Origin of the sequence: Spiroplasma sp. TIUS-1, assembly GCF_010365785.1 — a bacterium.
GTDB lineage: Bacteria > Bacillota_I > Bacilli_A > Mycoplasmatales > Mycoplasmataceae > TIUS-1.
In genome coordinates this window covers 734,221-760,390 of sequence record NZ_CP048387.1, presented here as the reverse complement: position 1 = coordinate 760,390, position 26,170 = coordinate 734,221, and the positions used below count along the sequence as shown (strand labels likewise).

The window sequence follows — 26,170 nt, the reverse complement described above, 5'->3', positions numbered from 1 at the left end:
ATACAAATTTATGGAGAAATTATGCGTAAAATACTTATTATTCCTTTTCTTCTGTTATTTACTGTAACAGTTGCATTTGGTTTATTTAATTTTGGTACAACAGAAATATTTACAGGTAGTTGATTTAAAACTGGTCAAGAATGATTTAGTGTTTGATTTTCAAAGGGATTTAATGCTAAATCACCAATTGCAGAAGTTGAACAGTTATTTAATAATTGAAAGTATGTTGTTATGGTTTTGTTATCACTTTCAACAATCACAACAATGCTATATGCTTTTGGATCATTTAAGAAAAAAAAGAAAATTAACAAAAAAGGAAATGTCACAAAAATTAATGCATTGGCAATTGCAATATATTTGTTAACAATACTTGTTTCAACAATAACATTATCTTATGTCTTAGTTACTTCTGGACTTCTTGTTTTCGTAACTTTATTTTTAGTAGCTATTATTCCTAATAAAAGTGAAATTATTTCAACACCAGCTTACATTGATATTGAAGATAATTCACAGAACCTTATGGAAGAAATTTCAAATGAATTAAGTGAAATTGAGAATATGGATTCAAATAATTATATTCAACCTCAACCAATTATTAAATCTGGAGAAAATGAAATAAATATTTCTGAAGATGTTACTGTAGAACCAATAGCACCTGTAGAACAATTAGAAGAATCTAATATTTTTGAAGAGCCAATTAGTTTTGAAGAATTAGTAACTGAACAAGAAAAAGAGCCAGAACCATTATTGGATGAACCAATTAGTTTTGAAGAATTAGTAACTGAACAAGAGAAAGAACCTGAAGTTGTAGAACCATTTGATTTTGAAAAATTATTAAATAATGCTAGATCGCATTATCAGCCATATCAGCCAATTCCAGAAACAAAAGCTGTACCATTTGATGAATTGATTAATCAAGCTAGATCGCATTATCAGCCATATCAGCCAATTCCGGAAACAAAAGCTGTACCATTTGATGAATTGATTAATCAAGCTAGATCGCATTATCAGCCATATCAGCCAATTCCAGAACCTGTGATGCCTCAAGTGCAGCAACAAGTGCAACCTCAACCAGAACCTGTGATGCCTCAAGTGCAGCAACAAGTGCAACCTCAACCAGAACCTGTGGTACCTCAAGTGCAGCAACAAGTGCAACCTCAGACAATTTTTATTCCGTCACCAGAACCCATTTTTGTTAAGCAACAACAACCAGTTATTGTTCAACAATCTGAATTAGTATTTATGCCTGTTGAGCCAGCACCAATTAGTATTACTAAACCTTCTAAAACAGATGAGGTATCTAAATCAACTGCCGAGCGAGTTGAATTATTAAGACAAATAACTGCAGCACCAAATTATTCAGAAGAAGAATTATATTACCACCCAAATCCAAAACAGGTCGTTAAAAATAATAGACAACCATTTATCAAAAAAAATCAACCCGTTTCACAAGTTGAACAAATTAAAGTGGCGAAGCCAGTTTCGCAACAATCAGCTAAACCAGCACCTGCTATACCAAAACAACAACAAAGTGGAATGACTGACGCCCAAGCTTACAGAGAAGAGTTAAAAAGGAAGTTACTTTTAAAAAGTAATTAATAGGAGAACACATGATAGATAAAGACTTATTTCTTGACGAGAAAAAAATTATAAAAGAAAAACAAATTAATAAAAAAAATGAGATTAGTTCAGCACATGAAGAATTAAAGCAAATTAAAATAGTACTAAAACAAAAAAAGAATGAATTGAAAGTTATAAATACAGAAATGAAATTATTAAAAAGAAAATATAATTCAAAATAAATATAAACAAAAACACCGAAAGGTGTTTTTTAAATCTATATAATCATTATTGTAAACAAACCTAATAGGAGCTAAGTTATTATGAATAAAATTTATTTTTCAGATCTTGATGGAACTTTATTAAAAGATGATCATCATTTTTCACAAAAAACAAAAGCAGTAATTAAACAAATTTATGAAGAAGGTAACATGCTAATTCCAGTTACAGCTCGAGGAATGAACAATTTATTTAGATTAGCAAAAGATTTAGAACTAGATAAATTAGGTGGAATCATTTGTGGAAACAATGGTGCTACTGTTTATTCATTTAAAGAAGAAAAGTACTTAATCAAAAAAGAATTATCAAGGGATTTAATTAAACAAATTTGAGATAGATATTACAATAAGAAAAAGTTGAAAGTGACATTCAATGGAGAAAGTGAAATCTATGGATTTGGTCCATCTAAGCAACCAGAATTTTGAGCTAAAGTTATGGGTAATAAATATATTGTTGCTAATTCAGTTGAAGATATTAAAGAATCAATTACACATTTGGTTATTGTTATCAAAAAAAATGATGCACACAAAATTCAAGAAGAATTTGATGAGCTTGTTGAGTTATTTGGAGATATTGCAAATCTAGTTATTTATGATGGTAGAGCAATTGAAGTGGCTGTTAAAGATGTTGATAAGGGTCAAACAGTGAAAGAAATTGTAAAAATTTTAGATCCAGAAAGTAAATGTGTAACATTTGGTTTTGGAGACGGACCTAATGATTTTTCTCTATTAAAGGCAGTAGATATTTCTGTTGCAATGAAGCAAGGAAATGAAGATCTTAAAAAATTATCAAAATTTGTTACTGATGAAAATTACAATGATGGAGTTGCAAACTTTATTGCAAATTACAAAAAATAATAGCATTTTGCTATTATTTTTTTATTAACTAAATTAGTAATAACCGGGCAATTTGTTATACTTAAATTATACAAATAAAAGGAAAAAATTGAATGAAAAAACTATTCGCAGCACTAGCAACAGTGTTAATGATAGGTACAACATCGACAACAATTGTTGCTTGTAGAAAACCTATTTACGACATAGAAATTTTATTAGTACCATCAAAAGACCCTTTGGAAATTGAGTCACAACTATATACATTAAATAAACAATTTCAAAAAGTATTTAGTGAAGTATCTGGATCTAACAAAAAAGTTGGATTTAAAGTTTCACCTGACTATAACATAGCAGCCTACGTATTAAGATCTGGTCAAGCAGCATTGGGGATGATTCCTGTAACTACTTATTACCAAAAAGATATCAAAGAATCAAAATCAGAAAGTGATAGAAAAATGGGAACATTATTTCTTTCAACAAGAACAGCTGTTAAGACTGAACTACGAGCATACGGAAACATAGCAGCAGATCAACCTGCTTCATTAGAAGAATTAAACAGCTTAAGTAAACCAATGAACGACGGTGGTTTAGAACAAGATTTAAGCATAGATATTAAAAATGAATTTAACATAGCCCAGGAAGCTAATAAAGTTTATGCTCAAGATGCAAACAATATTTACTATACTGAAGCAGATAAAAAATCTGGTGAACCAATAGCAAATGCAACTCACTATAGGTCTACAATTTTTGCAAATAGAAAATATGTAGAAAAAAGAAAAAATGAAGTTTCTAATTTATCTGAGGGTGGTAAGTATAATTCAAGATTTGAAAGTTACTTTAAACCTGGAACTTTTGATAACAATATAATTAAAGAAGCCTATTCAAAATTAGATGAAAATCTAAATTATGATGATTCAATAACTACAAAATCAGGAATAACTTCACAAGAAGCACACACAATAATTACTTTGGATTTATTTTGTAATTCTATGGAGAATGCTAACACTGGAGTTCTAGGAGGAGCTAAAGTAGGGTTGGCTTCATCTGCAACTTCGGGTGCAGGTATGGTTAAACCAGTTGAATCATTAGTTAATAATTATATAATTCAACAAAAACTGGATTATGGTAAAGACGGAACTCAAACTCCTGAACAAGAAGCAAATTTAAAAAAAGCAAATGATTTTGCAACTGAAGTCTTGACTGGTTATTCAAAAGCTGGAGGATATGCAACTGAGTTACCTTTGAAAGTTAAAGAAGGTAATTTGAATATTGGAGTTGCGTTTAATGACGGTAGAGCAGAGTTACAATTAAAAAATCCAAATGAAACTTATTTAAAAGATACTTGAATGGTAACTACTTCATCAGGAATTATGAATGATGGAATGCTATATTCAAAATCTTTCTTTAGAAGAAATGAAATTTCAGATCCAGGTGAGGAAGTTTTAGAATATCCAATTAAAGAAGGGTCAATCGAAGTGGCAAAAGAAAATATGGAAACAACTGGAAATCATTTGTTAGATTCAATGAGAAAGTCATTTCTTGAATTAATGAATACTGAAGAAGGTTTAAGTGTTATGAGAAAAATTTATTCTCATGAGGGTTATACACCTGTAAAGATTGATAACTATCTTAAAGGTACTCCTGAATATGATGAGCAAGTTAAAAAAGCTCAAGAATCAGCATTAAATAAAGTGGCTTCAGAAGTAGCATTAGCAATAAACAAATAGGAGAAGTCATGATTAAATTCAAAAATGTAAATAAAATATGACCAAATGGAAACATAGCTCTTCAAGATATTAATGTTGAAATTTCAGATGGTGAATTTGTAGGTATTATTGGTTTATCAGGAGCTGGTAAAACTACTCTAATCAAAACAGTTAATAAAATGCATCCTATTTCAGATGGTGACTTAATAGTTACAATGAAAGATGATAAAGGAGAAGATGTTGAATACAACGTTTCTAATTTAAGTGGTAGCAAGTTAAGAAAATTTAAATCAAGAATTGGATTAATTACACAAGAATATAACAACGTTCAAGGTGAAACAGTATTAAATAATGTACTATGTGCAAGACTTACAAGAATGCCTTGGTATAGAAAAATATTTACAATTTATACAAAAGAAGACAAAAGAATTGCATTGGATGCCTTATACAAGTTAGGTATCTTAGATAAAGCTTATACTCGCGCAGGATCACTTTCAGGTGGACAACAACAACGTGTAGCTTTAGCTCGTGCAATTTCTCAAGAAGCGCCAATTATAATTGCTGATGAACCTGTGTCAGCTCTTGATCCAATATTCGCTGCACAAGTAATGTCAGACTTTGAAAAAATTAATAAAGAACAAAACATAACAATTTTAATTAATATTCATCATGTTGAATTAGCCTTAAAATACACTACAAGAATTATTGGTGTTAGAGAAGGTAAAGTTGTATATGATGGGCCAACAAGTAAAGTAGATAAAAATGTATTGATCCAAATTTATGGTGAAAACTATAATGAGGAAGACATTGCATAATGTTTACTAAGTTAAGAGGTAATTCTTATAAGCTTGATAAAGTTGGCAGTCAAGTAATTTATAAGCCAAGAAAAATATTTTGATGAAGTTTAGCTATTATCGTAGCTGTATTATTAATATTTTCTTTTATTATCATTCCAGTAAATAAAGCAGTTGGTTTATTTGTTTGAGATGACGAAACAACAAATATTATTGGTTCACTATTTAAGTGAAATGAAATTGGATGAGAAGACGGTTTTTTCAAAGAGGTTATGAAATCTATTTGAGAGACATTCTCACTTGCATTAACTGGAACAGTAATCGGAGTTATTATAACCATTCCGTTAGCTGTTTTAGCATCAAGTAATATTATTAGAAATAAATTCATTAATGGAATTGTGAAAGTATTCTTTATATTCTTTAGAACAATGCCATTATTCTTCTTTGTGACAGTACTAATGTTTTTTATGGCTACAGGTAGTTATGGATCAAAAGTATTGATTACAGTTCTAGCTTCTACTTGTTTTACTATTTCAATTGCTTCAAAAATGTTTATTGATAAAATTGAACAAGCAAGAATGAACACATTCAATTTGTTAGTAAGCATGGGTGTAGATAAAACTACAGCATTCAAGAAAACAGTATTTCCTGAAATTGCTCACTTTACTGTGTCAGCAATTTTATATTCATTAGAAACAAATATTAGATATTTATCTATTATTGCAATGGGTCTTGGAATAGGATTAGGTCACATTATTCAATTCAACATGATTGAATTAAATAAAGTTCCAGAAGCTGGATTTTGTATCTTTGTACTAATTGTATTAGTACTATTAATCGAACTTGTTTCATATATTATAAGAAATTTTATAATTGTTAAAAAAGACAAGCCAATTCATTTTGATAATGTGGAAAAAGGAAATGAAGTTAATTATGTTTTAGAAAAACCTCAATATGGATTTTTAAAACCTTTAGCTCTTGCATTATTAGTGTTTGGAGTTATATTCTATGTTTTCTCACAATTTGATTTTGTTAAACAAGATGCAAAAAATATTGAAACTGGTTGAAAAAATCTTGGTGATATTTTCAACCCAGCATGAAGTTTAATCTTTGGTCATGTAGATCAAGACGGACACATAATGGTTTATTCATCATTTGAAATAGTGACAGAGGCAGTTATGATTGCTGCTATGGGTACCTTGTTTGGAATGATTATTGCAATCATCCTTGGTGCATTAAGTAGTAACACAGTTAGTGGTAAATACTTTTCAAAACCGTTTTGATTCCTAACAACAATAATGAGACCAACACCAGGTTACATCATTGCAATATTCTTGGTTACTCTAGTAGGATTAAGTCCATTTACTGGAGTAATTGCCATTGCGTTTGCAACATCAGCTATGCTGTCTAAATATATTAGAGAAACATTTGATCAAATTGATATGAAAATAGTTGATAACTTACGAGCAATGGGATTAAACAAATGAGATGTATTTAAATTTGGAATATTAACACAAGTTAGATCTGAAGTTGTTTCTTGAACACTATATAGATTTGATATTAACATTCGTGAGGTATCTTCATTTGCTACAGTTGGAGCTGGCCAAATGGGAATTGCTATGAGTACATTTATTAGTAATAGTACATTTAGAAATTTATCTTCAATTCTATTAACGTTAATGATTACATGTGTTGTTATGGAATATATCGTGACAGCACTAAGAAAGAAAATTTTATTAGATCAAAATCACTGAATCTATAATAAATTAGCTTCACTATATCGTACGCATGTTGTAAATAAATTTATTGCCAACTATGTAGTTAAAAATAATGGAACAGCTTATGACAAATCATGGTATATTCTTAAATCAGAATTCCTATATGACAAAAAAGTAATTTGTGATTATATGGTTGATGGTGAGTTAAGTTTTGAAGATAAAGAAGTTAGTGTTGATTTAGAAAAATTAAATCAACAAGTTATTAAGCTAACTAAAGAATATGAAAACTATACGAATGCTATGATTAAAAAAATTAATCCAGAATTCCATACTGTTGTAGAACCTTGATTGTTTGATGAAAAATATATTACCGATAAAAAATTAATTGAACTAAAAGGTGTTGGTTATAGATTTGGAATCATTGAAAAAGATGAGCAATTAACTTCTGATAGTTTAATGTCAATTTTAGTACTCGTAAAACGTATTCACTTAGAAAGAACTCATATTGAGACAGAATTAAAATTCAAACAAAAGCAAAGATTAATTGATAGAAAAGATTCAATTATCAGAATTAAAAAAGTATATAAAGAAACTAAGATTTTCAATAAAGAAAAACTAAAAGATAAAGAAATTAACTTTATCGAATATCTATCAAAAAATATTTTAGCTAACAGAGAAAAATCTGACGCTATTCATAAAATTGGTAGAAAAAGACAAAAAAATAGATATTAAAAAACCATAAACAGTATTTGTATATTTATACAAATACTGTTTTTTAAATATACAATTAAACATACAAGAGGAACACGAGTTGTGAAAATAATTAAAGTTATAGGTGCGGGTTTAGCAGGATGTGAAGCGGCTTGACAATTGTCAAAGGCAGGATACAAAGTTAAACTATATGAATCAAAAACAATTCAAAAAAATGAGATTCAAAAAATTGAAACAATTGCTGAACTTGTTTGTTCAAATACACTTCGTAGTAAATCAATTAAAAACGCTGTGGGTATATTAAAAAAAGAAATGGAACTGTTTGATTCATTAATTATTGAAGCAGCTATAGCAACTCAAATACCTTCTGATGATGCTTTAGCTGTTGATAGAATAAATTTTTCAAAATATATTCAAGATAAAATAATGAAAAATGAAAATATAGAATTAATAAATGAAGTAGTAGAAACTATTGATGATGAAAATGAAATTACAATAGTGGCTGTAGGACCATTGTTGAGTGATTCTTTTAATAAAGAAATTCAACGAGTTATTGGAAATCAAAAACTATACTTCATGGATGCTTCAGCTCCCATTGTAGAAAAGTCATCAATTGATTTTGAAAAAGTTTATTTTTCAACAAGACATAAGGGAGAGGGTAAATATATTTGTATTCCATTAAATGAAGATCAATTTAACAATTTTAGAAATGAGTTAATTAATGGACAAGTTGTTCAAACACAGGAATTTGAAAACGAAGTATTTTTTAAAGGTTGCCAACCAATTGAACATATGGCCAAAAGTGGAAAAAATGTTTTATTAAATGGAACAATGTCTCCGAGCCAGTTAGAAGATGAAAATGGTAATTTACCTTTTGCAGTTGTTCAATTAAGACAAGATGATGCAATTGATACTCTATATAATTTTGTGGGATTTCAAACTAATCTTAAATGACCAGAACAAACTAGAATACTTAGAACATTGCCAGGAATGGAAAAAATTAATATTGTTCGTTTCGGAGTTATGCACAAAAACAAGTATATAAATTCACCAAAAATTTTAAATCACAAATTACAGGTAAAAAGAAAACGTAATGTTTTCTTTGCAGGACAAATAACTGGAGTTGAAGGTTATGTTGAATCAGCAATGTGTGGAATAGTAGCTGCAATGGGTGTTGTTGGTTTGATTCAAAATAAAAAAGTTGAACCACTTCCTGTTGATACTGTAATGGGTGCGCTTATTAAATACATAACAAATGAAAATTTAAAAAAATTTAATCCCATGAAAGCCAATATGGGCATATTGCAACATCCCGGTATTAAGAAATCAGAAATGCCAGAAGATTGAACATATACAAACTCAATTGATAAATTGAAAAAATATATTAACAATAAGAAATAAATATATTAAGAAGTTAAATTTATTGATATAATATTTTAGACTTCAATACACACGGTATTGTGGAAGGAGAAATTAATGCCAACAATTAATCAATTAGTTAGAAAGCCTAGAGAGGCTAAAACTTGAAAATCTAAAGCGCCTGCTTTAGGTCGTGGTGTGAATACACTAAGAAAAAAAGCAACACTTTCAACATCTCCTCAAAAAAGAGGAGTTTGTACAAGGGTAGCAACAATGACACCTAAAAAACCTAACTCTGCGCTACGTAAGTACGCAAGGGTTAGATTAACAAATGGTATGGAAGTTACAGCTTACATTCCTGGTGAAGGACACAACCTGCAAGAACACTCAGTAGTACTTATCGAAGGTGGTCGTGTAAAAGACTTACCTGGGGTTAGATACCACATTATCAGGGGTACACTAGATACAACTGGAGTAAAAAATAGAAAACAATCTCGTTCAAGATACGGAACAAAAAGACCAAAATAGGAGACCATAGAATATGCGTAAAGGACAAGCAGAAAAAAGAGACGTTTTACCCGATCCAATTTATAATTCAAAATTAGTAACTAAAGTTATTAACTCAATTATGCTTGACGGTAAAAGAGGAACTGCACAAAACATCTTATATAAATCATTTGAACAGATTAAAGTAAAAACAGGAAAAGAGCCAATCGAAGTTTTCGAAAAAGCAATTGACAATATCAAACCTCAATTAGAACTTAAAGTTCGTCGTATTGGTGGGGCAAACTACCAAGTACCAATCGAAGTTTCAAGTACTAGACAAACAACATTAGCATTGAGATGATTAATTAACTATTCAAGACTACGTCATGAAAAAGATATGATTGATAGATTAGCTAATGAAGTTATTGATGCATCAAACGGGTCAGGTGCTTCAATTAAGAAAAAAGAAGATATCCACAGAATGGCAGAAGCAAACAAAGCGTTTGCTCACTACCGTTGATAATCAAAGGAACCATTTATGGCAAGAGATTACGATTTAAAAAATATTAGAAACTTCGGTATCATGGCCCACATTGATGCCGGAAAAACTACAACTACAGAAAGAATTTTATTACATACAGGTAAAATTCATAAAATTGGTGAAACACATGATGGTGGATCACAAATGGACTGAATGGCGCAAGAACAAGAACGTGGTATTACAATTACTTCTGCTGCAACAACTGCGTTTTGAAAAGAACACAGATTTAACATCATTGATACTCCAGGTCACGTAGACTTCACAGTTGAAGTTGAAAGATCACTAAGAGTACTTGATGGTGCTGTTGCTGTTCTTGACGGACAAAGTGGTGTTGAACCTCAAACAGAAACTGTTTGAAGACAAGCAACAAACTACAACGTTCCAAGAATTGTATTTGTTAACAAAATGGATAAAACAGGAGCTGACTTCATTTATTCATTAAAAACAATTGGAGACAGACTTGGAGCTAAAGCAGCCGCTATTCAATTACCAATTGGTGCAGAAGATGATTTCTCAGGAATCATTGATTTAATTGAAATGAAAGCATACCATTTTGATGGTAAGCCAGAAGAAATCGCTAAAGAAATTGAAATTCCCGCTGATCTTAAAGATCAAGCAGAAATGTTAAGAGCAGACTTAGTTGAGACAGCTGTTGAATATGATGAAGAATTAATGATGAAATTTTTGGATGGTGAAGAATTAACTGTTCCAGAATTAAAATCAGCAATTAGAAAAGGTGTTCTATCAGCTGAATTCTTCCCAGTACTTGCTGGATCAGCATTTAAAAATAAAGGTGTAAAACTTTTATTAGATGCTGTTATAGATTACCTACCAACTCCGTTAGACGTACCACCAATAAAAGGTGTATTAGCTAATGGTAAAGAAGCTGTAAGAAAAGCTTCTGATTCAGAACCTTTCTCAGCTTTAGCATTTAAAATTATGACTGACCCATTTGTGGGTAAATTAACATTCTTTAGAGTTTATTCAGGAGTACTTAAAAAAGGTAGTTATGTTATGAACGCTACAAAAGGTAAAAAAGAGAGAATCGGACGTATCTTAAGAATGCACGCTAACAACCGTGAAGAAATTGAAGAAGTATATGCTGGAGAAATTGCTGCAGCTGTAGGATTAAAAGATACAGTTACAGGAGATACTCTAACAGATGAAAAAAACGAAATTGTTTTAGAATCAATGGTATTCCCAGAACCAGTTATTCATTTAGCTCTTGAACCAAAAACAAAAGCTGATCAAGAAAAACTTGGTTTATCACTTAATAAATTATCTGATGAAGATCCAACATTTAGAACTTTCACTGATGAAGAAACAGGACAAACAATTATTGCTGGAATGGGTGAATTACACTTAGATATTCTAGTTGATCGTTTAAAACGTGAATTCAAAGTTGAAACAAACGTTGGGGCACCTCAAGTTTCTTACAGAGAAACATTCAGAATGCCAACTAAAGCAGAAGGTAAATACATTAAACAATCTGGTGGTCGTGGACAATATGGTCATGTTGTAATCGAGTTTGCACCAAATGAAGACAAAGGTTTTGAATGAAATGACAAAATTGTTGGTGGTAAAGTTACTAAAGAATATATTAATGCAGCTAAAGTTGGATTAATTAACTCACTACAAAATGGTATTATCGCTGGTTTCCCAATGATAGATGTTAAAGCAACAATTGTTGATGGATCTATGCATGACGTCGATTCATCAGAAATGGCATATAAAATTGCCGCATCAATGGCATTGAAAGATGCAGCTAAGAGAGCTAAACCAGTTTTATTAGAACCAATCATGTCAGTTGACGTAACAATTCCCGACGAATACTACGGAGATGTAATGGGTAACATTTCATCAAAACGTGGATTAATTGAAGGGTCAGAACAAAGAGGTAATGCACAAACAGTTAAAGCTAAAGTGCCATTATCAGAAATGTTCGGATACGCTACAGAATTACGTTCATTTACACAAGGTCGTGGGAACTATTCAATGGGATTCAGTCACTATTCTGAAGCTCCTAGAAACGTAGCAGAAGAAATTATTAAAAAATCAGGAAAAAAACCTGTTTAAAAATTAACTTAAAATATTGGAATATTTCAATAAAATTAAGTAAAATTATTAAGAACAAACTTTAAGGAGAATCATCAAATGGCAAAAGAACAATTTGATCGTAGTTTACCTCACGTTAACATTGGAACAATCGGACACGTTGACCACGGTAAAACTACATTAACAGCTGCAATTACAAAAGTATTAGCAGAACAAGGTGGAGCAGAATTCAAAGATTACGCAAATATTGATAATGCACCAGAAGAAAGAGAACGTGGTATTACTATTAATACATCACACGTTGAATATAAAACAAAAAATAGACACTACGCACACGTTGACTGTCCAGGTCACGCCGATTATGTTAAAAACATGATTACTGGTGCCGCACAAATGGATGGAGCAATTCTAGTAGTTGCTGCAACAGATGGACCAATGCCTCAAACAAGAGAGCACATCCTTTTATCAAGACAATTAGGATTACCAGCAATTGTTGTTTTCCTAAACAAATGTGACATGGTTGATGACGAAGAGTTAATTGACTTAGTTGAAATGGAAGTTAGAGATCTATTATCTGCTTATGAATTTGATGGAGATAACTCACCAGTTATCCGTGGATCAGCTTTAGGAGCACTTAATGGTGAAGCTAAATGAGTTGAAAAAGTTAATGAATTAATGGCAGCCGTTGATTCATTTATCCCAACACCAGCTCGTGAAACAGACAAACCTTTATTATTACCAGTTGAAGACGTTTTCACAATTACAGGTCGTGGAACTGTTGCTACAGGTAGAATTGAACGTGGAATGTGTAAAGTAAACGAAGAAGTTGAAATTATCGGACTAGTTGAAGGTTCAAAAAAAGTTGTTGTTACAGGACTAGAAATGTTTAGAAAATTATTAGACCGTGCAGAAGCAGGGGATAATGTTGGAGCATTACTACGTGGAGTTAACCGTGAAGACATCGAACGTGGACAAGTTATTGCTAAACCAGGTTCAATCAAACCACATACAGCATTTACTGCATCAGTATATGCTTTAACACAAGAAGAAGGTGGAAGACATAAACCATTCTTCAACAAATACCGTCCTCAATTCTTCGTACGTACTACAGACGTTACAGGAGAAGTGTCATTACCTGCAGGTACAGACATGGTTATGCCAGGGGATAATGTTGAATTATCAGTTGAATTAATCAAACCAATTGCTGTTGAACAAGGTACAAAATTCTCAATCCGTGAAGGTGGAAGAACTATTGGTGCTGGAACAGTTGTTAAAATTATGAAATAATCCTTTTGGATTATTTTTTTATTTTTAAATTTTTTTTATTTTGTGACGTTAATAAATGTGGAGGAACACAATGAAATTAACAGAAGCACAATATAAAGATATGTCACAATGTCTTGGGAAAAATATAAATAAAGATACAGACTTTGAATTACTTAGTCTAGAATTGCAAAAAGATATGCACGATATGATTGAATCCCTTCGAGGATTAATTACAATTAATAAAGCGTTAATAAAAGACAACCAAGAGTTATTTGATCAAAATGAATTTTTATTAAATGAAATAAAATCTGAAAATATGCCTTCAAAAGATCGAATATTAAATTAGGTGCACAAATTAATTATCAAAATATTATTTATAGTATTTTTGCCTTTTTATCTATTAATAGTAATAACTAGCGGTAGCATTTTAAAAATTCAACACAAGGATAATGTTGCGTTTGTCACTTTAAGCGTAGGCAATGGTCTATTTTCGTATCTTAAAATTGATGATAGTGCTATATTATTTGACTGTGGAATTGGAGGTAATCCAATAAACTGGAGTAATACATTCCAAGGTAATTCCAATTTTCCAACAAATTACATGAAAGAAGATGGGATCAAAATAATTGAAAATATATTTATATCTCATAACCATGTTGATCATTATTCAAACTTAAAAACTATTGCAAAAAATTTTAAAATTAAAAATATCAGTGTTCCTTATAATTTTGACAAAATGAATAATCAAATAAAGAGTTATATCTCAGAAACAGGAGCAAATATTATTAGTTTTAAAAATACATATAAATTTAAAAACATAACTTTTAAAAATTTAACTTATGAATGAGTTACAAAAAATTTTAAAATAAATAAAAATGAAAATAACAATTCCATGATATTAGATTTTGAACTTCTCAATAATAGATTTTTGTTAACAGGTGATACTGAAAATGAGCCTACAAAAAATTTAAATATGAAATTTACAAATTATGATTACTTTCAGGTACCTCATCATGGTAGTGATAATTCAGGAACATTTAATTTATTAAAAAAAATCAAACCAAAAAAATGCATCATAAGTGGAACAAATAATGTTAAAAGTTGGAGTAAATATTCTGGAGGACATAATTTTCCAACAGAGAATATACTCAGCAAAATTCAAAATAGCTGTCAGGATACTTACGTAACTGGATATGCAAAAAATTATAGTGGAGAGCATTCCTTGGAATACTTCCCAAGAATTCATGAAATTTTTAAAACATCAAAAACTATTCAAAGTTATTAGATATGTTAAAATAGTCATAATGATAATGGAAATTAAATATGGCAGCAAGTGATAAAAGCATAATTAAAAAACATAGTAAATTGGCAGAAGAAATTATTGCTCTTGAAAGTGAATATGCAAAACTGTCAGATACAGAATTACGTTCAAAAACAGATGAATTTAAAAAAAGAATTCAAGAAAATGGTGAGTCATTGGATTCAATATTAGTTGAAGCTTTTGCGGTTGCTCGTGAAGCAGCTTATAGAAAACTTGGAATGAAGGCTTATAAAGTTCAGTTGATTGGTGGAATTATTTTACATAATGGTGATATTGCCGAAATGAGAACGGGTGAAGGAAAAACTTTAACAGGAATTTTTCCTGTTTATCTAAATGCGCTAACAGGAAAACCTGTTCATATTGTTACTGTTAATGAATACTTATCAGGACGAGATAGTAAGATTAATGGAGTAGTATTTAATTTTTTAGGTTTAACTGTAGGGCTAAATGGTAGGGCTTTATCTAAACCCTTAAAAAGGCAAGCATATTCTCAAGATATTACTTACACAACAAATGCGGAATTAGGATTCGATTACTTGCGTGATAACTTGGTAATTGATTTTGCTCAAAAAGTACAACGAGGTCTAAATTATGTTGTTATCGATGAAGCTGACTCAGTATTGATTGACGAAGCAAGAACACCTTTAATTATTTCAGGTGGAACTCAGAATAGAAACAATCAATATCAAGCTGCTGACAGTTTTGCAAAAAAATTAAATAAACATGTGGATTTAAAGTTTGATTTGGAAACAAAACAAATAAATATGACTGATTCAGGAATTGCTAAAGCTGAAAAATTCTTTGGGCTTGTTAAGTTATTTGATATTAAGAACTCAGAATTATTTCACTTAATTACAAACGCATTACGTGCGAATTTTACATTTTCTGAGGGTGTTGAGTACATGGTTTCTGATGGGGAAATTAAATTGATAGACCAATTTACTGGTAGGGTTATGGATGGTCGTTCTTATTCAGATGGCCTACAACAAGCTCTTCAAGCTAAGGAAGGGGTAAAGATTGAAGAGGAAACTCAAACTCTTGCTACAATTACTTATCAAAACTTTTACAGACTTTATTCAAAAATTTCAGGTATGACAGGAACTGCGAAGACTGAAGAAGAAGAATTTATTAAAATTTACAATACACGTGTAATTCAATGTCCAACTAACAAACCAGTAATTAGAAAAGATTTACCTGACTTTACATTTGGTACTAAAAGAGCTGCATTGTTAAAAATGACAAAAGATATTAAGGAAATTATTGCAAACGGTAGACCAATTCTAATCGGTACAACATCTGTTGAATCATCAGAACAAATTTCAAGATACCTTACAAATGAAAGTCTGAAGTTTGAAATGATTAATGCCAAAAATCATCATAGAGAAGCAGATATTGTCGAAATGGCCGGGCAAGTTGGATCAATAACATTAGCAACAAACATGGCAGGTCGTGGTACTGATATTAAACTTTCAGATGATGTTAAAAAAAATGGTGGTTTATTTGTTATAGGTGTTGAAAGAAATGAAGCTCGTCGTATAGATAATCAGTTACGTGGACGTGCAGGTCGTCAAGGTGACCCAGGTTCATCAAGATTTTATATAACTATGGAAGATGATTTAATGATTAGGTTTTCATCACCTAGAGTAAGAAATATGTTTGCCAAACTTGGAGATGATCATATAAACTCAAAAATGTTTACCAAAGCATTAACAAATGCACAAAAAAAATTAGAAGGATTAAACTTTGATCAAAGAAAAAATATTTTAGATTATGATAATATCCTTTCACAACAACGTGAATCAATTTATTCTCAGAGAGATACAATCTTATTACAAGAGGATTTGACAAAAGTATTAGAAAGATTTCAATATACAACAGCTTATGAAATAGTTAATGATTCATCTGAGGTTGTGCGTGGAGAAAGGATTATAAATCTTGATAGATTAAAAAATGATATAGTAAAAGATTTTATAGATCCTAACTCATGAAACAAAAACGATTATTTAGGTTTGGATAAGGCAGGGATTGCTAAAAAAATTCAAGTACTTATGATGCAATATTATCTATATAAATCAAGAAATATTCCACAAGATGTTAGAACTAAAATTGAAAGAACTACTATAGTTAAAAACTTGGATTCATATTGAACTAAGCACATTAACATTTCTTCAAAATTAAGATCTGGTATTTATTTACAGCAATATGCTCAAAATAACCCATTACACGAGTATATTGAAGAGTCATCAAGAATGTTCAATAATATGAAGATAAATATAGCAAGTGTTTCAGTTAAACACTTAATAACTTCGATTAATGATGATATGATGCCAAACTTAAATATTCAACAATCTGGTCAAGATCATGTTCACGAAACTAAACCAGAAGTTAGAATTACTGAAGCAGATGTGAAACAAATATTAAGTGAAATAGGAATTGAAAAAGAACAATTTACAAGACCAAATGTTGAAAAAAGATTTCAAGAAATTCTTTCAAGTGAACTTACAGAAGAACAAAAAAGAAATATTTTAATTAAGCAAAATATTTTATCTCAATTTATGCAAAAACTAGATAAGATGATTTTTGAACAAAAAAAACAAGTTCAAATTACAGATGAAATGATAGTTGCTGTTGCCACGAAATATAACTTCAAAAAAGTTAGAGGTAATAATGATTTAATAATGGAAATGTTTAATAAACTATCACATGGTCAACCTGATAATGTAAGAAAGCAATTATTACAAGAAGCAATCTTGATTAGGGACTTAGATAAAATTATTAAAGAAAATCCTCAATTAGAAAAGTTAATTAATGATATCGATGATAATGACGATAGTACTCAAATAGACATTTTGACAAAAATAGGTTAACAAAGGAAAAACATCCAAGGGTGTTTTTTTTAATATATAATAAAAACACTCTGCTGATGACTTTTGTCGTTTGTAGTGTTTTTTACATTTTGGAGGAAATATGGAAAAGAAATTTAAGTTAGTTACAAAATTTGCACCGTCAGGTGATCAGCCTCTTGCAATTGATAAATTAGCTGAAGGTGTTTTGAACAAAGTAAAAGATCAAGTATTGTTAGGGGCAACTGGGACTGGTAAAACATTTACAATTGCAAACGTAATAAACAAAGTTCAAAAACCTACTCTAGTTTTAGTACACAATAAAACACTTGCTATGCAATTATATGTTGAGATGCAGGAATTATTTCCCAACAACAAAGTTGAGTACTATGTTTCACATTTCGATTTTTTCCAACCAGAAGCGTATGTTGCAGCAAGAGATTTGTATATTGGCAAAGATGCTAGAAGAAATGCTGATTTAGACATGATGCGAGTTAGAACATTAAACTCATTAGTTACTAGAGATGATGTTATTGTAGTGGCTTCGGTTGCTGCAATTTATCCAACACAAAATCCAACTACTTATGAAAAAATATTTCTTCAATTAGATTTAGGAGAAACAATAAATCTTAAACAAACATTAACTGACTTAATTCAGATGGGTTATATTAGAAATGATACTGATGATGAAATTGGTAGTTTTTCAGTTAAAGGTGACGCAATAACAATTAGACCAGGGTGAAGTGACAAGATGTATTATAAGATTTCATTATTTGGAGATGAAATTGAAAGCATTGGAACATATGAACCATTAAACAATACTAAACTAGAATCATTAAGAACATTGACAATTTATCCAGCTGTAGCTTATGTTAGTGATAGGGACAAAATTAATATTGTTGTTGAAAACATTAAAAAAGAACTAAATGAAAGAAGCAAAGAATTAAATCAAGCAGGTAGATATATTGAACTTGACAGACTTCAAAAAAGAACTAACTATGATTTAGATATGCTATCTGAATTTGGTATTTGTTCTGGAATTGAAAATTATTCAATGTATTTAGATTTTAGAGAAATAGGATCTGTACCTTGAACATTGATTGATTTTTTTAGTTCGAATGGTTTCTTAACAGTTATTGATGAATCACATATGACGATGCCCCAAATTAGAGGTATGTATCAAACTGATAGAAGCAGAAAAGAGTCGCTTGTGGAATATGGATTTAGGTTGCCTTCAGCAAAAGAAAATAGACCACTGAACTTTGAAGAATTTAAGTCAAAAATTGGTCAAACTATTTATGTTTCAGCAACTCCAAGTGAGTATGAACTTGAGTTGGCAAAAGAAAATGTTGCACAACAAATCATTCGCCCAACTGGGTTACTTGATCCAATTGTTGAGGTAAGGAAGCAAGAAGGTCAAATTGACGATATTATAAAAGAAATAAATTTACGAACTCCTAAAGGTGAAAAAGTATTCATAACAACATTGACAATTAGGTCTTCAGAAAGTATTACAGAATATTTACAAGATAAAAATATAAAAGTTGCCTATATTCATTCAGAACTAAAAACATTTGAGCGAAGCCAAATTTTAAATGATTTACGTTTAGGTGTTTATGATGTAATAGTTGGAGTAAACCTTTTAAGAGAAGGACTGGATATTCCAGAAGTAAGTTTAGTTTGTATATTAGATGCAGATAAACAAGGTTTCTTAAGAAATACACGAAGTCTAATACAAACAATCGGTAGAGCTGCACGAAATGAAAATGGTAGAGTTATTTTTTATGCAAACACAATTAGTAGATCTATGGAAGAAGCAATGGAAGAAACTTCAAGAAGACGTAAAATTCAAGAAGATTTTAATATTGCAAATAACATTGTTCCAAAAACAATAACCAAAGATTTGGCAGCATCATTGCATGATGGAGATATTAGGGGCAAAATTGCACAACTTAAATCTAAATCGTTGAAAGAAAGAAAAACTGAAATTGAGAAGTTAATAGCTTCAACAAGAAAAGAAATGATTATAGCAGCACGTGAACTTGATTTTGAAACAGCAGCTAAATTAAGAGACATAATCATACAGCTAGAGGGAGAATAATATGAAAGATAAGATTATTGTAATTGGGGCGAAAGAACATAATTTAAAAAATATTAATATAGAGGTTCCGAAAAATAAACTTGTTGTATTTACTGGTGTATCTGGTTCTGGTAAATCGTCATTAGCATTTAATACAATTTATGCAGAAGGTGAAAGAAGATATGTTGAATCACTTTCATCTTTTTCTAGACAATTTATTAAAACTACAGAAAAACCGCGAGTTGATGATATTGAAGGTTTATCACCTGCAATATCAATTGACCAAAGAACAACTAGCCATAATCCAAGATCAACTGTGGGAACTGCAACAGAAATTCACGATCACTTAAGATTACTTTGAGCAAATATTGGTCAAGTTTTTTGTATTAATGGACATGGAGAAATTTCTTCTCAAACTGTTCAAGAGATTTATAATTCTGTCAAAAAGAATGTAAAAGAGGGTGATCAAATTTTTATTCAGTCACCAATAGTTAGAGATAAGAAAGGTACTCATAAGGACTTGTTCTATAACTTAAAAAAGGAAAATTTTGTTCGTGTTATTGTAGATGGCGATATGAGACTACTTGAAGATGATATTGAATTAGAACAAAACAAAAGACACAATATTGAAATTGTAGTTGATCGTTTGATCTATAAAAATACTGATGATTTAAATTCTAGATTGTTTTCTGCAATTGAAATGTGTGCAATGTATTCAAAGGGTCTTGTAAAAATTGTAGAACCAAAAAATGGAAACAAAGAAGTTTTATATTCAACGAATCATTCATGTAAAAAATGTGGATTTATGATTTCAAATTTGGAACCAAACTTATTTTCATTTAATAAAAAGGATGGAGCTTGCGAGGAGTGTTCAGGATTAGGGACAAATATGATTCCCGATTTTAATTTAATAGTTCCAGATAAATCTTTGACTATTAACCAAGGGGCTATTGCATTTTTCAAGAACACTGTTGGATCAAAAAACATTGATTGACAAATGTTCTCAAAATTATTAGCACATTACAAAATTTCACTTGATGTTCCAATTGAAAATTTTACAAATAAACAAATTGATATTATTAAAAATGGTAGTGAATATGATGTTGATGTGACAATTGAAACTTCGTCAGGTAGTGTATACAGACAATCAAAACCACTAGATGGAATTTCGTCTTTAATTCAAAGAAGATATATTTCAACAAACTCAGATGATGCTAGAAAAAACTATTTAAAATATATGTCTTCAAGAACTTGTGAGGCATGTAAAGGTAAAAGACTAAACATGACAGCTCTTGCTGTTAAAATTCAAAACAAAAGTATTGCAGACTTTGTTGCAATGACAATTGGGGAAAATTTAGACTTTTTATTAAATATTAATTTAACAAAAAAACAAGAAGAAATTGCTTCACTTGTTATGACGCAATTAGTTTCAAGAATAAGTTTTTTAAACGAAGTTGGTTTAAGTTATTTAAACTTAGAAAGAGCTTCAATGTCATTGTCTGGTGGAGAAGCTCAAAGGATTAGACTTGCTAAACAACTTGGTTCGAAGTTATCAGGAGTACTTTACGTTCTTGACGAGCCATCAATTGGATTGCACCAAAAAGATAATGATAAGTTAATTGGAACTTTAAAAAAATTAAGAGATTTAGGTAACACATTAATTGTTGTTGAACACGATGAAGACACAATGAAAGCGTCAGATTGAATTGTTGATATTGGTCCAGGGGCTGGAGAACACGGTGGTGAAATTACGTTCGAAGGAACTTATGAACAAATTTTGAAAGATGATAAATCATTAACAGGAAAATATTTGAGTGGAGTTAAAAAGATTGAAATACCAAAAAAACGTAGAAGCGGAAATGGTAAAACAATAGAAATTAAAGGAGCACGTGAAAACAACTTAAAAAATGTTGATGTGACAATTCCACTTGGAAAATTTATTTCAATTACTGGTGTATCAGGTTCAGGTAAATCGACGTTACTAGAAGAAATAATTTATAAAGGTGTTAAGAACGAAATTGGAAAAGAGAGAATTAGAACCGGTAAATTTTCAAAAATTACAGGAGCAAATAATGTAAATAAAATAATTTATATTTCTCAAGACCCTATTGGTAGAACACCAAGATCTAACCCAGCAACATATACATCTGTATTTGATGACATTAGAGATTTATTTACAATGACTCCTGATTCTAAAATGAGAGGTTATGCAAAAGGTAGGTTTTCATTTAACGTTCCAGGTGGTAGATGTGAGAATTGCCGTGGAGATGGTATTGTAAAAATTGATATGCAGTTTTTAGGATATGTAGAAATAAAATGTGATGTTTGCTTGGGAAGAAGATACAATGAAGAGACTCTACAAGTTAAGTACAAAGGTAAAAATATTTCAGATGTTTTGGATATGACAATTGAAGAAGCAAGTACTCTATTTGAAAATATACCTAATATAAAAGATAAATTAGACACATTATTAGAAGTTGGAATTGGTTACATTAAATTAGGTCAAAACGGTACAACATTATCTGGTGGGGAAGCTCAGCGTGTTAAATTATCAACACACCTATTGAAAAGACAAACTGGAAATACATTGTTTTTATTAGACGAGCCAACAACTGGTTTACATATCGATGACGTTTCTAGATTAGTTAAAGTACTAAATAAATTAGTTGATTATGGAAACACAGTTTTAACAATTGAACACAATTTAGACTTTATTAAAATGTCAGACTATATAATTGACTTAGGACCAGACGGTGGAACAGGTGGTGGATTAATTGTTGGATCTGGGACACCTGAACAATTATTAAAAGCAAAAGGAAGTTATACAGCTGAGTATTTAGAACCATATTTAAAAAATGATTAGTGTAAACAAAGAGATATTTCCTAAGGACTTAATATTCAAAAAGAACTACCGTTTAAAAGAAATGTTAACAAATGAGTTTAACAATATTGAAAACAACATTAAAGTATTAAGTGTTGTAGGAACTAATGGTAAAGGATCAACAACACTGATGTTGTCTGAAGGAATGAAAACTCAATATAAAAAAGTAGGTATGTTTATATCTCCTGCTTTTTTGTTTCACAATGAAAGAGTACAAATTAATAATGAGTATATTACTGATGAAGAAATAAAAAATATATTAGATGAATATAATTCAATTATTAGAAAATATGAACTTACATATTTTGAAATATGGACATTCATAGGTATAATCCATTTTACAAATAACAATGTTGAAGTTGCAATTATTGAAGCTGGTATAGGTGGAAAATTTGATTCAACAAATGTGTTTGAAAACCAGTTAGCGGTAATTGTAACATCCATATCAATTGATCATATTAATATTTTAGGGAATAAAATTGAAGATATAATTGACCAAAAAATAGGAATATGAAAAGGTAAGTCTAAGATATTTGTAGCCAACTCGAATAAGAAATATAAAAAATATTTTGACCAAAAAAATATTGAGTTTATATTTGCTGATGAGTCAAATTCAAATAATATTTTTGATAGAGATAATCGAGGTTTGGTTGAGTGTGTTTTTAATAACTTTAATTTAAAAGTAGATCTATCAATAAATAAATTACTTGGTAGAATGACCATATTAAAAAGTAAACCATTACTATTAATTGATGGTGCTCATAATATTGATGCACTTGAAAAGTTAGCAATAACTATTTCTGATGTTGAAAAGCCACTTATATTAATTGGTTTATCCGATTTGTCAAAAGTCCAAATGTGTAAAAATATATTTAAAGATAATGAATATTTGTTTGTAAATTTTGAAAGTGAAAAATCAGTTGATCTTTCAAATCAAAAAAACTTTACAAATGATTGAAAAAAAACAGTTAGAGATAATTTGCATAGAAATATAATTGCTACAGGTAGTCTTTATTTTCTACCGTTAATTGTTGAGGAGTTTGGAAATGGCGATACGTAATTTTGAAGGTGACCAATTTCTATTAATATTTACAAATGTAATATCATGGTTATTAGTCGGAGCATTTCTATTAGCAGCAATTTTTATCGAAAGAAAAAGATTAACAGAAACAAAAATATTACACATTTCGATAGTGGGAACAATTTGTGGACTATCTGCAATACTTACAAACTTATTAGGATATAACATTTCAATATTTTCTTTGTCAATTAAGTTAGCTCTTGGACAATGATTAATATTTATAGTTGGAATTTTTTATGGCCCCACATTAGGAGTTGTAGCTGGAATATGTGGAGACTTAGTGGGTTCATTGCTTGGACTTGGTGGTGGAGCTTTTCATGCTGGATTTATGTTGTGTTCTGTAATCATAGGTTTTGCGGGAGGGGTAACTTTGCTATTTGGTAAAAAACATATTTTATTAAAGGGAGCAATTCTATATTCTTTAGCTTACATATTACAATCAATTGTATTGAATCCAATATGATTGTTCAGTATGAGATATGGTGAATATGTTTATGTTGATATGGCTTTGAAATTAATAAAATTACCAATCTCTTTAGCAATTTATATTTCTTTAATTTCGGCAACCTTCTTTTTATTTATTCAAATTATAAAAAGAATGAATGATGAAGATTGTTGATGGTACTTAAAAACAAAAGGTACAGGTGTAGTTAATGAAATATAAATTTGCCGAAATTAATGTTGCAAAGAGAAGTAACATAGAAACAAATCGAAAACTGGCAATACAAGTAGCCACAGATGATTTTAAAACAATAAAATTTTTACTTGTTGATAAACTAATTAATATTAATAATTATGAAAAAAACGTACAAGGTGTTTATGCCATTTTTTCTAATAATAATGAACAGTTAACATTTAGCTATATTGGAGTTTCAAAGAATATAAAAAATAGAATAAAAACTCATAAAGTCGGATTGGAAAAGACAAAAAGTAAAACTTATAAATCATGATTAAAAATATTAAACATCAACAATCAAGGTATAGAAGATTTATATTTTGGGATAATATTAATTTCAGATAATGAACAAGAAAGATTAAAAAGTGAAATTTTAAATATTGCTAAGGTCTGAAATAAGTTTGTTAATGCAAATAAGAGAATGAGAGATAGAAAATACCACTGCATAAATTGCGGAGGTGGGATGACAAATGTTTCTTTTGTTAGTTCTGATGTAAATGTAATGTCATATGACATAAAAATAAAATGCATTAGAAAACATTGCAAGAAACAATACATGTTAAAATAACTATGTATAGAGGTAAAAATTATGATATTTAAAAATAATAACAAGTCATTTGACATTACGCTTAAAGCCATTTGCTCAAGTGATAATGCGATGGTAGTAAAGACTCCAGGAGCAATAACTTTAATTAGTGAAGAAAAAACAATATACCTATTCTTAAATGAAAAAACAAGTTTAAGAAAATTAGAAAACATTATTAAAACAACGTTTACTTCATTGCCATACAATGTAAATGTGGATATTGAATCATTCTTATGCATCAAAGAAAATGACAAAGAGATTTTCCAAGTTGTGGTAGAGGCAATTATGTTTGCAAATAATCCAGGTTATGTACTTAAAAAAGATGCTAAAAAACACGACCGTGATTTTAACATTGTATTTAATAATAATGAGTTTGATGCAATTTTTAATTCGTCAGAAATTAAAATGGAATTTGTAAACTTTGCAAGAAATCTACAAGACTTACCACCTAACATTGGAACTTCTGTGGAAATTGCTAATATGCTTGTTGAAAAAGCAAAAGGCATAGCAGGATTAAAAGTAACTGTTTATAACAAAAAGCAAATTGAACAATTAAAAATGGGATTATTACTTGGAGTAAATGCTGGATCAAGTGTTGAAGCTAGAGTAGTAGTAATGGAATATTCATCAGATAGTTCAATTGAAAAAACTGCTTATATTGGAAAAGGAATTTGTTTTGACTCTGGTGGATATAACTTAAAAGGTTCACAATTTTTAAAAGGAATGAAATTTGATATGTCAGGAGCAGCAATTGTTTGTTCTTCAGTAATGGCGCTTGCAAAAGCAAAAGCTAAATCAAATGTAATTGCCGTTGCATGTTTAACAGATAATAGAATTGGTTCATCAGCAACTCTTACTGAGTCAGTATTAACTTCAATGAATGGAACTACTGTTGAAATAGGTAATACAGATGCAGAAGGTAGATTAGTATTGGCTGACGGAATAACTTTAGCTATTAGAAAATTTGGAGCAGAAAAAGTAGTTGACGTAGCTACATTAACTGGAGCAATTGTTATTGCTTTAGGAGCTTGGTTTACAGGATCTTTTTCAACAAATGACGAATACTACAAAGAATTCGAAATTGCACATAATAAAGCAATTGAATATGTATGAAGACAACCAGTAATTGAGGAGCATTTCGAAGTAATGCAAAAAGCTTCAAAAATTGCAGATTTAAATAATTCTGAAACAAGTAGACAAGCTGGATCATCAACTGCTGCTGCCTTCTTAAACCATTTTGCAGAAGGTAAACCATACATACATCTAGACATTGCTGCCACTGATGCAACAAATGATCGTGGTGATGCGCCTATGTTAAAAACGCTATTTGAATTAGGATCAAAATAAAAAAACAAACATCGTTATTAGGTGTTTTTTTATTTATATTAAGT

The 26,170-nt window shown here is 30.0% G+C and carries 20 protein-coding genes; all 20 read left to right on the top strand.

The window, feature by feature from the left end; translation table 4 throughout:
• Positions 1 to 21: 21 nt before the first annotated feature.
• The 20 genes from STIUS_RS03415 (at position 22) to STIUS_RS03320 (ending at position 26,126) form a co-directional block, all read left to right on the top strand.
• On the top strand, positions 22 to 1,599 hold the full coding sequence (locus tag STIUS_RS03415; protein WP_162649979.1) for a hypothetical protein: 1,578 nt from the start codon (positions 22 to 24) through the stop codon (positions 1,597 to 1,599).
• Between the two features lie 11 nt (positions 1,600 to 1,610).
• A complete protein-coding gene (locus tag STIUS_RS03410; RefSeq protein WP_162649978.1) occupies positions 1,611 to 1,802 on the top strand; it encodes a hypothetical protein in 192 nt (63 codons plus the stop codon).
• Positions 1,803 to 1,883: 81 nt separating this feature from the next.
• Positions 1,884 to 2,696: a Cof-type HAD-IIB family hydrolase gene (locus STIUS_RS03405; RefSeq protein WP_162649977.1), complete on the top strand. Its 813-nt coding sequence runs from the start codon at positions 1,884 to 1,886 to the stop codon at positions 2,694 to 2,696.
• 92 nt (positions 2,697 to 2,788) lie between these two features.
• Entirely contained in the window at positions 2,789 to 4,402 is a 1,614-nt protein-coding gene (locus STIUS_RS03400) for a Vmc-like lipoprotein signal peptide domain-containing protein (RefSeq protein ID WP_162649976.1), read from the top strand.
• A gap of 8 nt (positions 4,403 to 4,410) precedes the next feature.
• On the top strand, positions 4,411 to 5,196 hold the full coding sequence (phnC, locus tag STIUS_RS03395) for a phosphonate ABC transporter ATP-binding protein (protein ID WP_162649975.1): 786 nt from the start codon (positions 4,411 to 4,413) through the stop codon (positions 5,194 to 5,196).
• On the top strand, positions 5,196 to 7,625 hold the full coding sequence (locus tag STIUS_RS03390) for an ABC transporter permease (RefSeq protein ID WP_162649974.1): 2,430 nt from the start codon (positions 5,196 to 5,198) through the stop codon (positions 7,623 to 7,625). The genes phnC and STIUS_RS03390 overlap by 1 nt, the downstream gene beginning before the upstream one ends.
• An 81-nt stretch (positions 7,626 to 7,706) precedes the next feature.
• Entirely contained in the window at positions 7,707 to 9,005 is a 1,299-nt protein-coding gene (trmFO, locus tag STIUS_RS03385) for a methylenetetrahydrofolate--tRNA-(uracil(54)-C(5))-methyltransferase (FADH(2)-oxidizing) TrmFO (protein WP_238988689.1), read from the top strand.
• Positions 9,006 to 9,080: 75 nt separating this feature from the next.
• A complete protein-coding gene (gene rpsL / locus STIUS_RS03380) occupies positions 9,081 to 9,491 on the top strand; it encodes a 30S ribosomal protein S12 (protein WP_162649973.1) in 411 nt (136 codons plus the stop codon).
• A gap of 13 nt (positions 9,492 to 9,504) precedes the next feature.
• Positions 9,505 to 9,972 (top strand): 30S ribosomal protein S7, encoded by a 468-nt coding sequence (gene rpsG / locus STIUS_RS03375; protein ID WP_162649972.1) that lies wholly within the window; start codon positions 9,505 to 9,507, stop codon positions 9,970 to 9,972.
• Positions 9,973 to 9,987: 15 nt separating this feature from the next.
• Positions 9,988 to 12,066 (top strand): elongation factor G, encoded by a 2,079-nt coding sequence (gene fusA / locus STIUS_RS03370; protein ID WP_162649971.1) that lies wholly within the window; start codon positions 9,988 to 9,990, stop codon positions 12,064 to 12,066.
• A gap of 78 nt (positions 12,067 to 12,144) precedes the next feature.
• Positions 12,145 to 13,332 carry an elongation factor Tu gene (gene tuf / locus STIUS_RS03365; RefSeq protein WP_162649970.1) on the top strand — a complete coding sequence of 396 codons (1,188 nt, stop codon included), beginning with the start codon at positions 12,145 to 12,147 and terminating at the stop codon, positions 13,330 to 13,332.
• Positions 13,333 to 13,402: 70 nt separating this feature from the next.
• Entirely contained in the window at positions 13,403 to 13,657 is a 255-nt protein-coding gene (locus STIUS_RS03360) for a hypothetical protein (protein ID WP_162649969.1), read from the top strand.
• Complete coding sequence (locus STIUS_RS03355; protein ID WP_162649968.1) at positions 13,658 to 14,596, top strand: ComEC/Rec2 family competence protein; 939 nt, start codon at positions 13,658 to 13,660, stop codon at positions 14,594 to 14,596. It begins immediately after the preceding gene.
• 38 nt (positions 14,597 to 14,634) lie between these two features.
• Positions 14,635 to 17,499, top strand: a complete 2,865-nt coding sequence (gene secA / locus STIUS_RS03350; protein WP_162649967.1) for a preprotein translocase subunit SecA — start codon at positions 14,635 to 14,637, stop codon at positions 17,497 to 17,499.
• Between the two features lie 100 nt (positions 17,500 to 17,599).
• Positions 17,600 to 19,576, top strand: a complete 1,977-nt coding sequence (gene uvrB / locus STIUS_RS03345) for an excinuclease ABC subunit UvrB (RefSeq protein WP_162649966.1) — start codon at positions 17,600 to 17,602, stop codon at positions 19,574 to 19,576.
• Between the two features lies 1 nt (position 19,577).
• Positions 19,578 to 22,418 (top strand): excinuclease ABC subunit UvrA, encoded by a 2,841-nt coding sequence (gene uvrA / locus STIUS_RS03340; RefSeq protein WP_162649965.1) that lies wholly within the window; start codon positions 19,578 to 19,580, stop codon positions 22,416 to 22,418.
• Positions 22,411 to 23,496, top strand: a complete 1,086-nt coding sequence (locus STIUS_RS03335; RefSeq protein ID WP_162649964.1) for a Mur ligase family protein — start codon at positions 22,411 to 22,413, stop codon at positions 23,494 to 23,496. Before uvrA ends, STIUS_RS03335 begins: the two co-directional genes overlap by 8 nt.
• Complete coding sequence (locus tag STIUS_RS03330) at positions 23,483 to 24,181, top strand: folate family ECF transporter S component (RefSeq protein WP_162649963.1); 699 nt, start codon at positions 23,483 to 23,485, stop codon at positions 24,179 to 24,181. Before STIUS_RS03335 ends, STIUS_RS03330 begins: the two co-directional genes overlap by 14 nt.
• Complete coding sequence (locus tag STIUS_RS03325; RefSeq protein WP_162649962.1) at positions 24,171 to 24,761, top strand: GIY-YIG nuclease family protein; 591 nt, start codon at positions 24,171 to 24,173, stop codon at positions 24,759 to 24,761. Before STIUS_RS03330 ends, STIUS_RS03325 begins: the two co-directional genes overlap by 11 nt.
• Before the next feature lie 21 nt (positions 24,762 to 24,782).
• On the top strand, positions 24,783 to 26,126 hold the full coding sequence (locus STIUS_RS03320; RefSeq protein ID WP_162649961.1) for a M17 family metallopeptidase: 1,344 nt from the start codon (positions 24,783 to 24,785) through the stop codon (positions 26,124 to 26,126).
• Positions 26,127 to 26,170 lie beyond the last annotated feature (44 nt).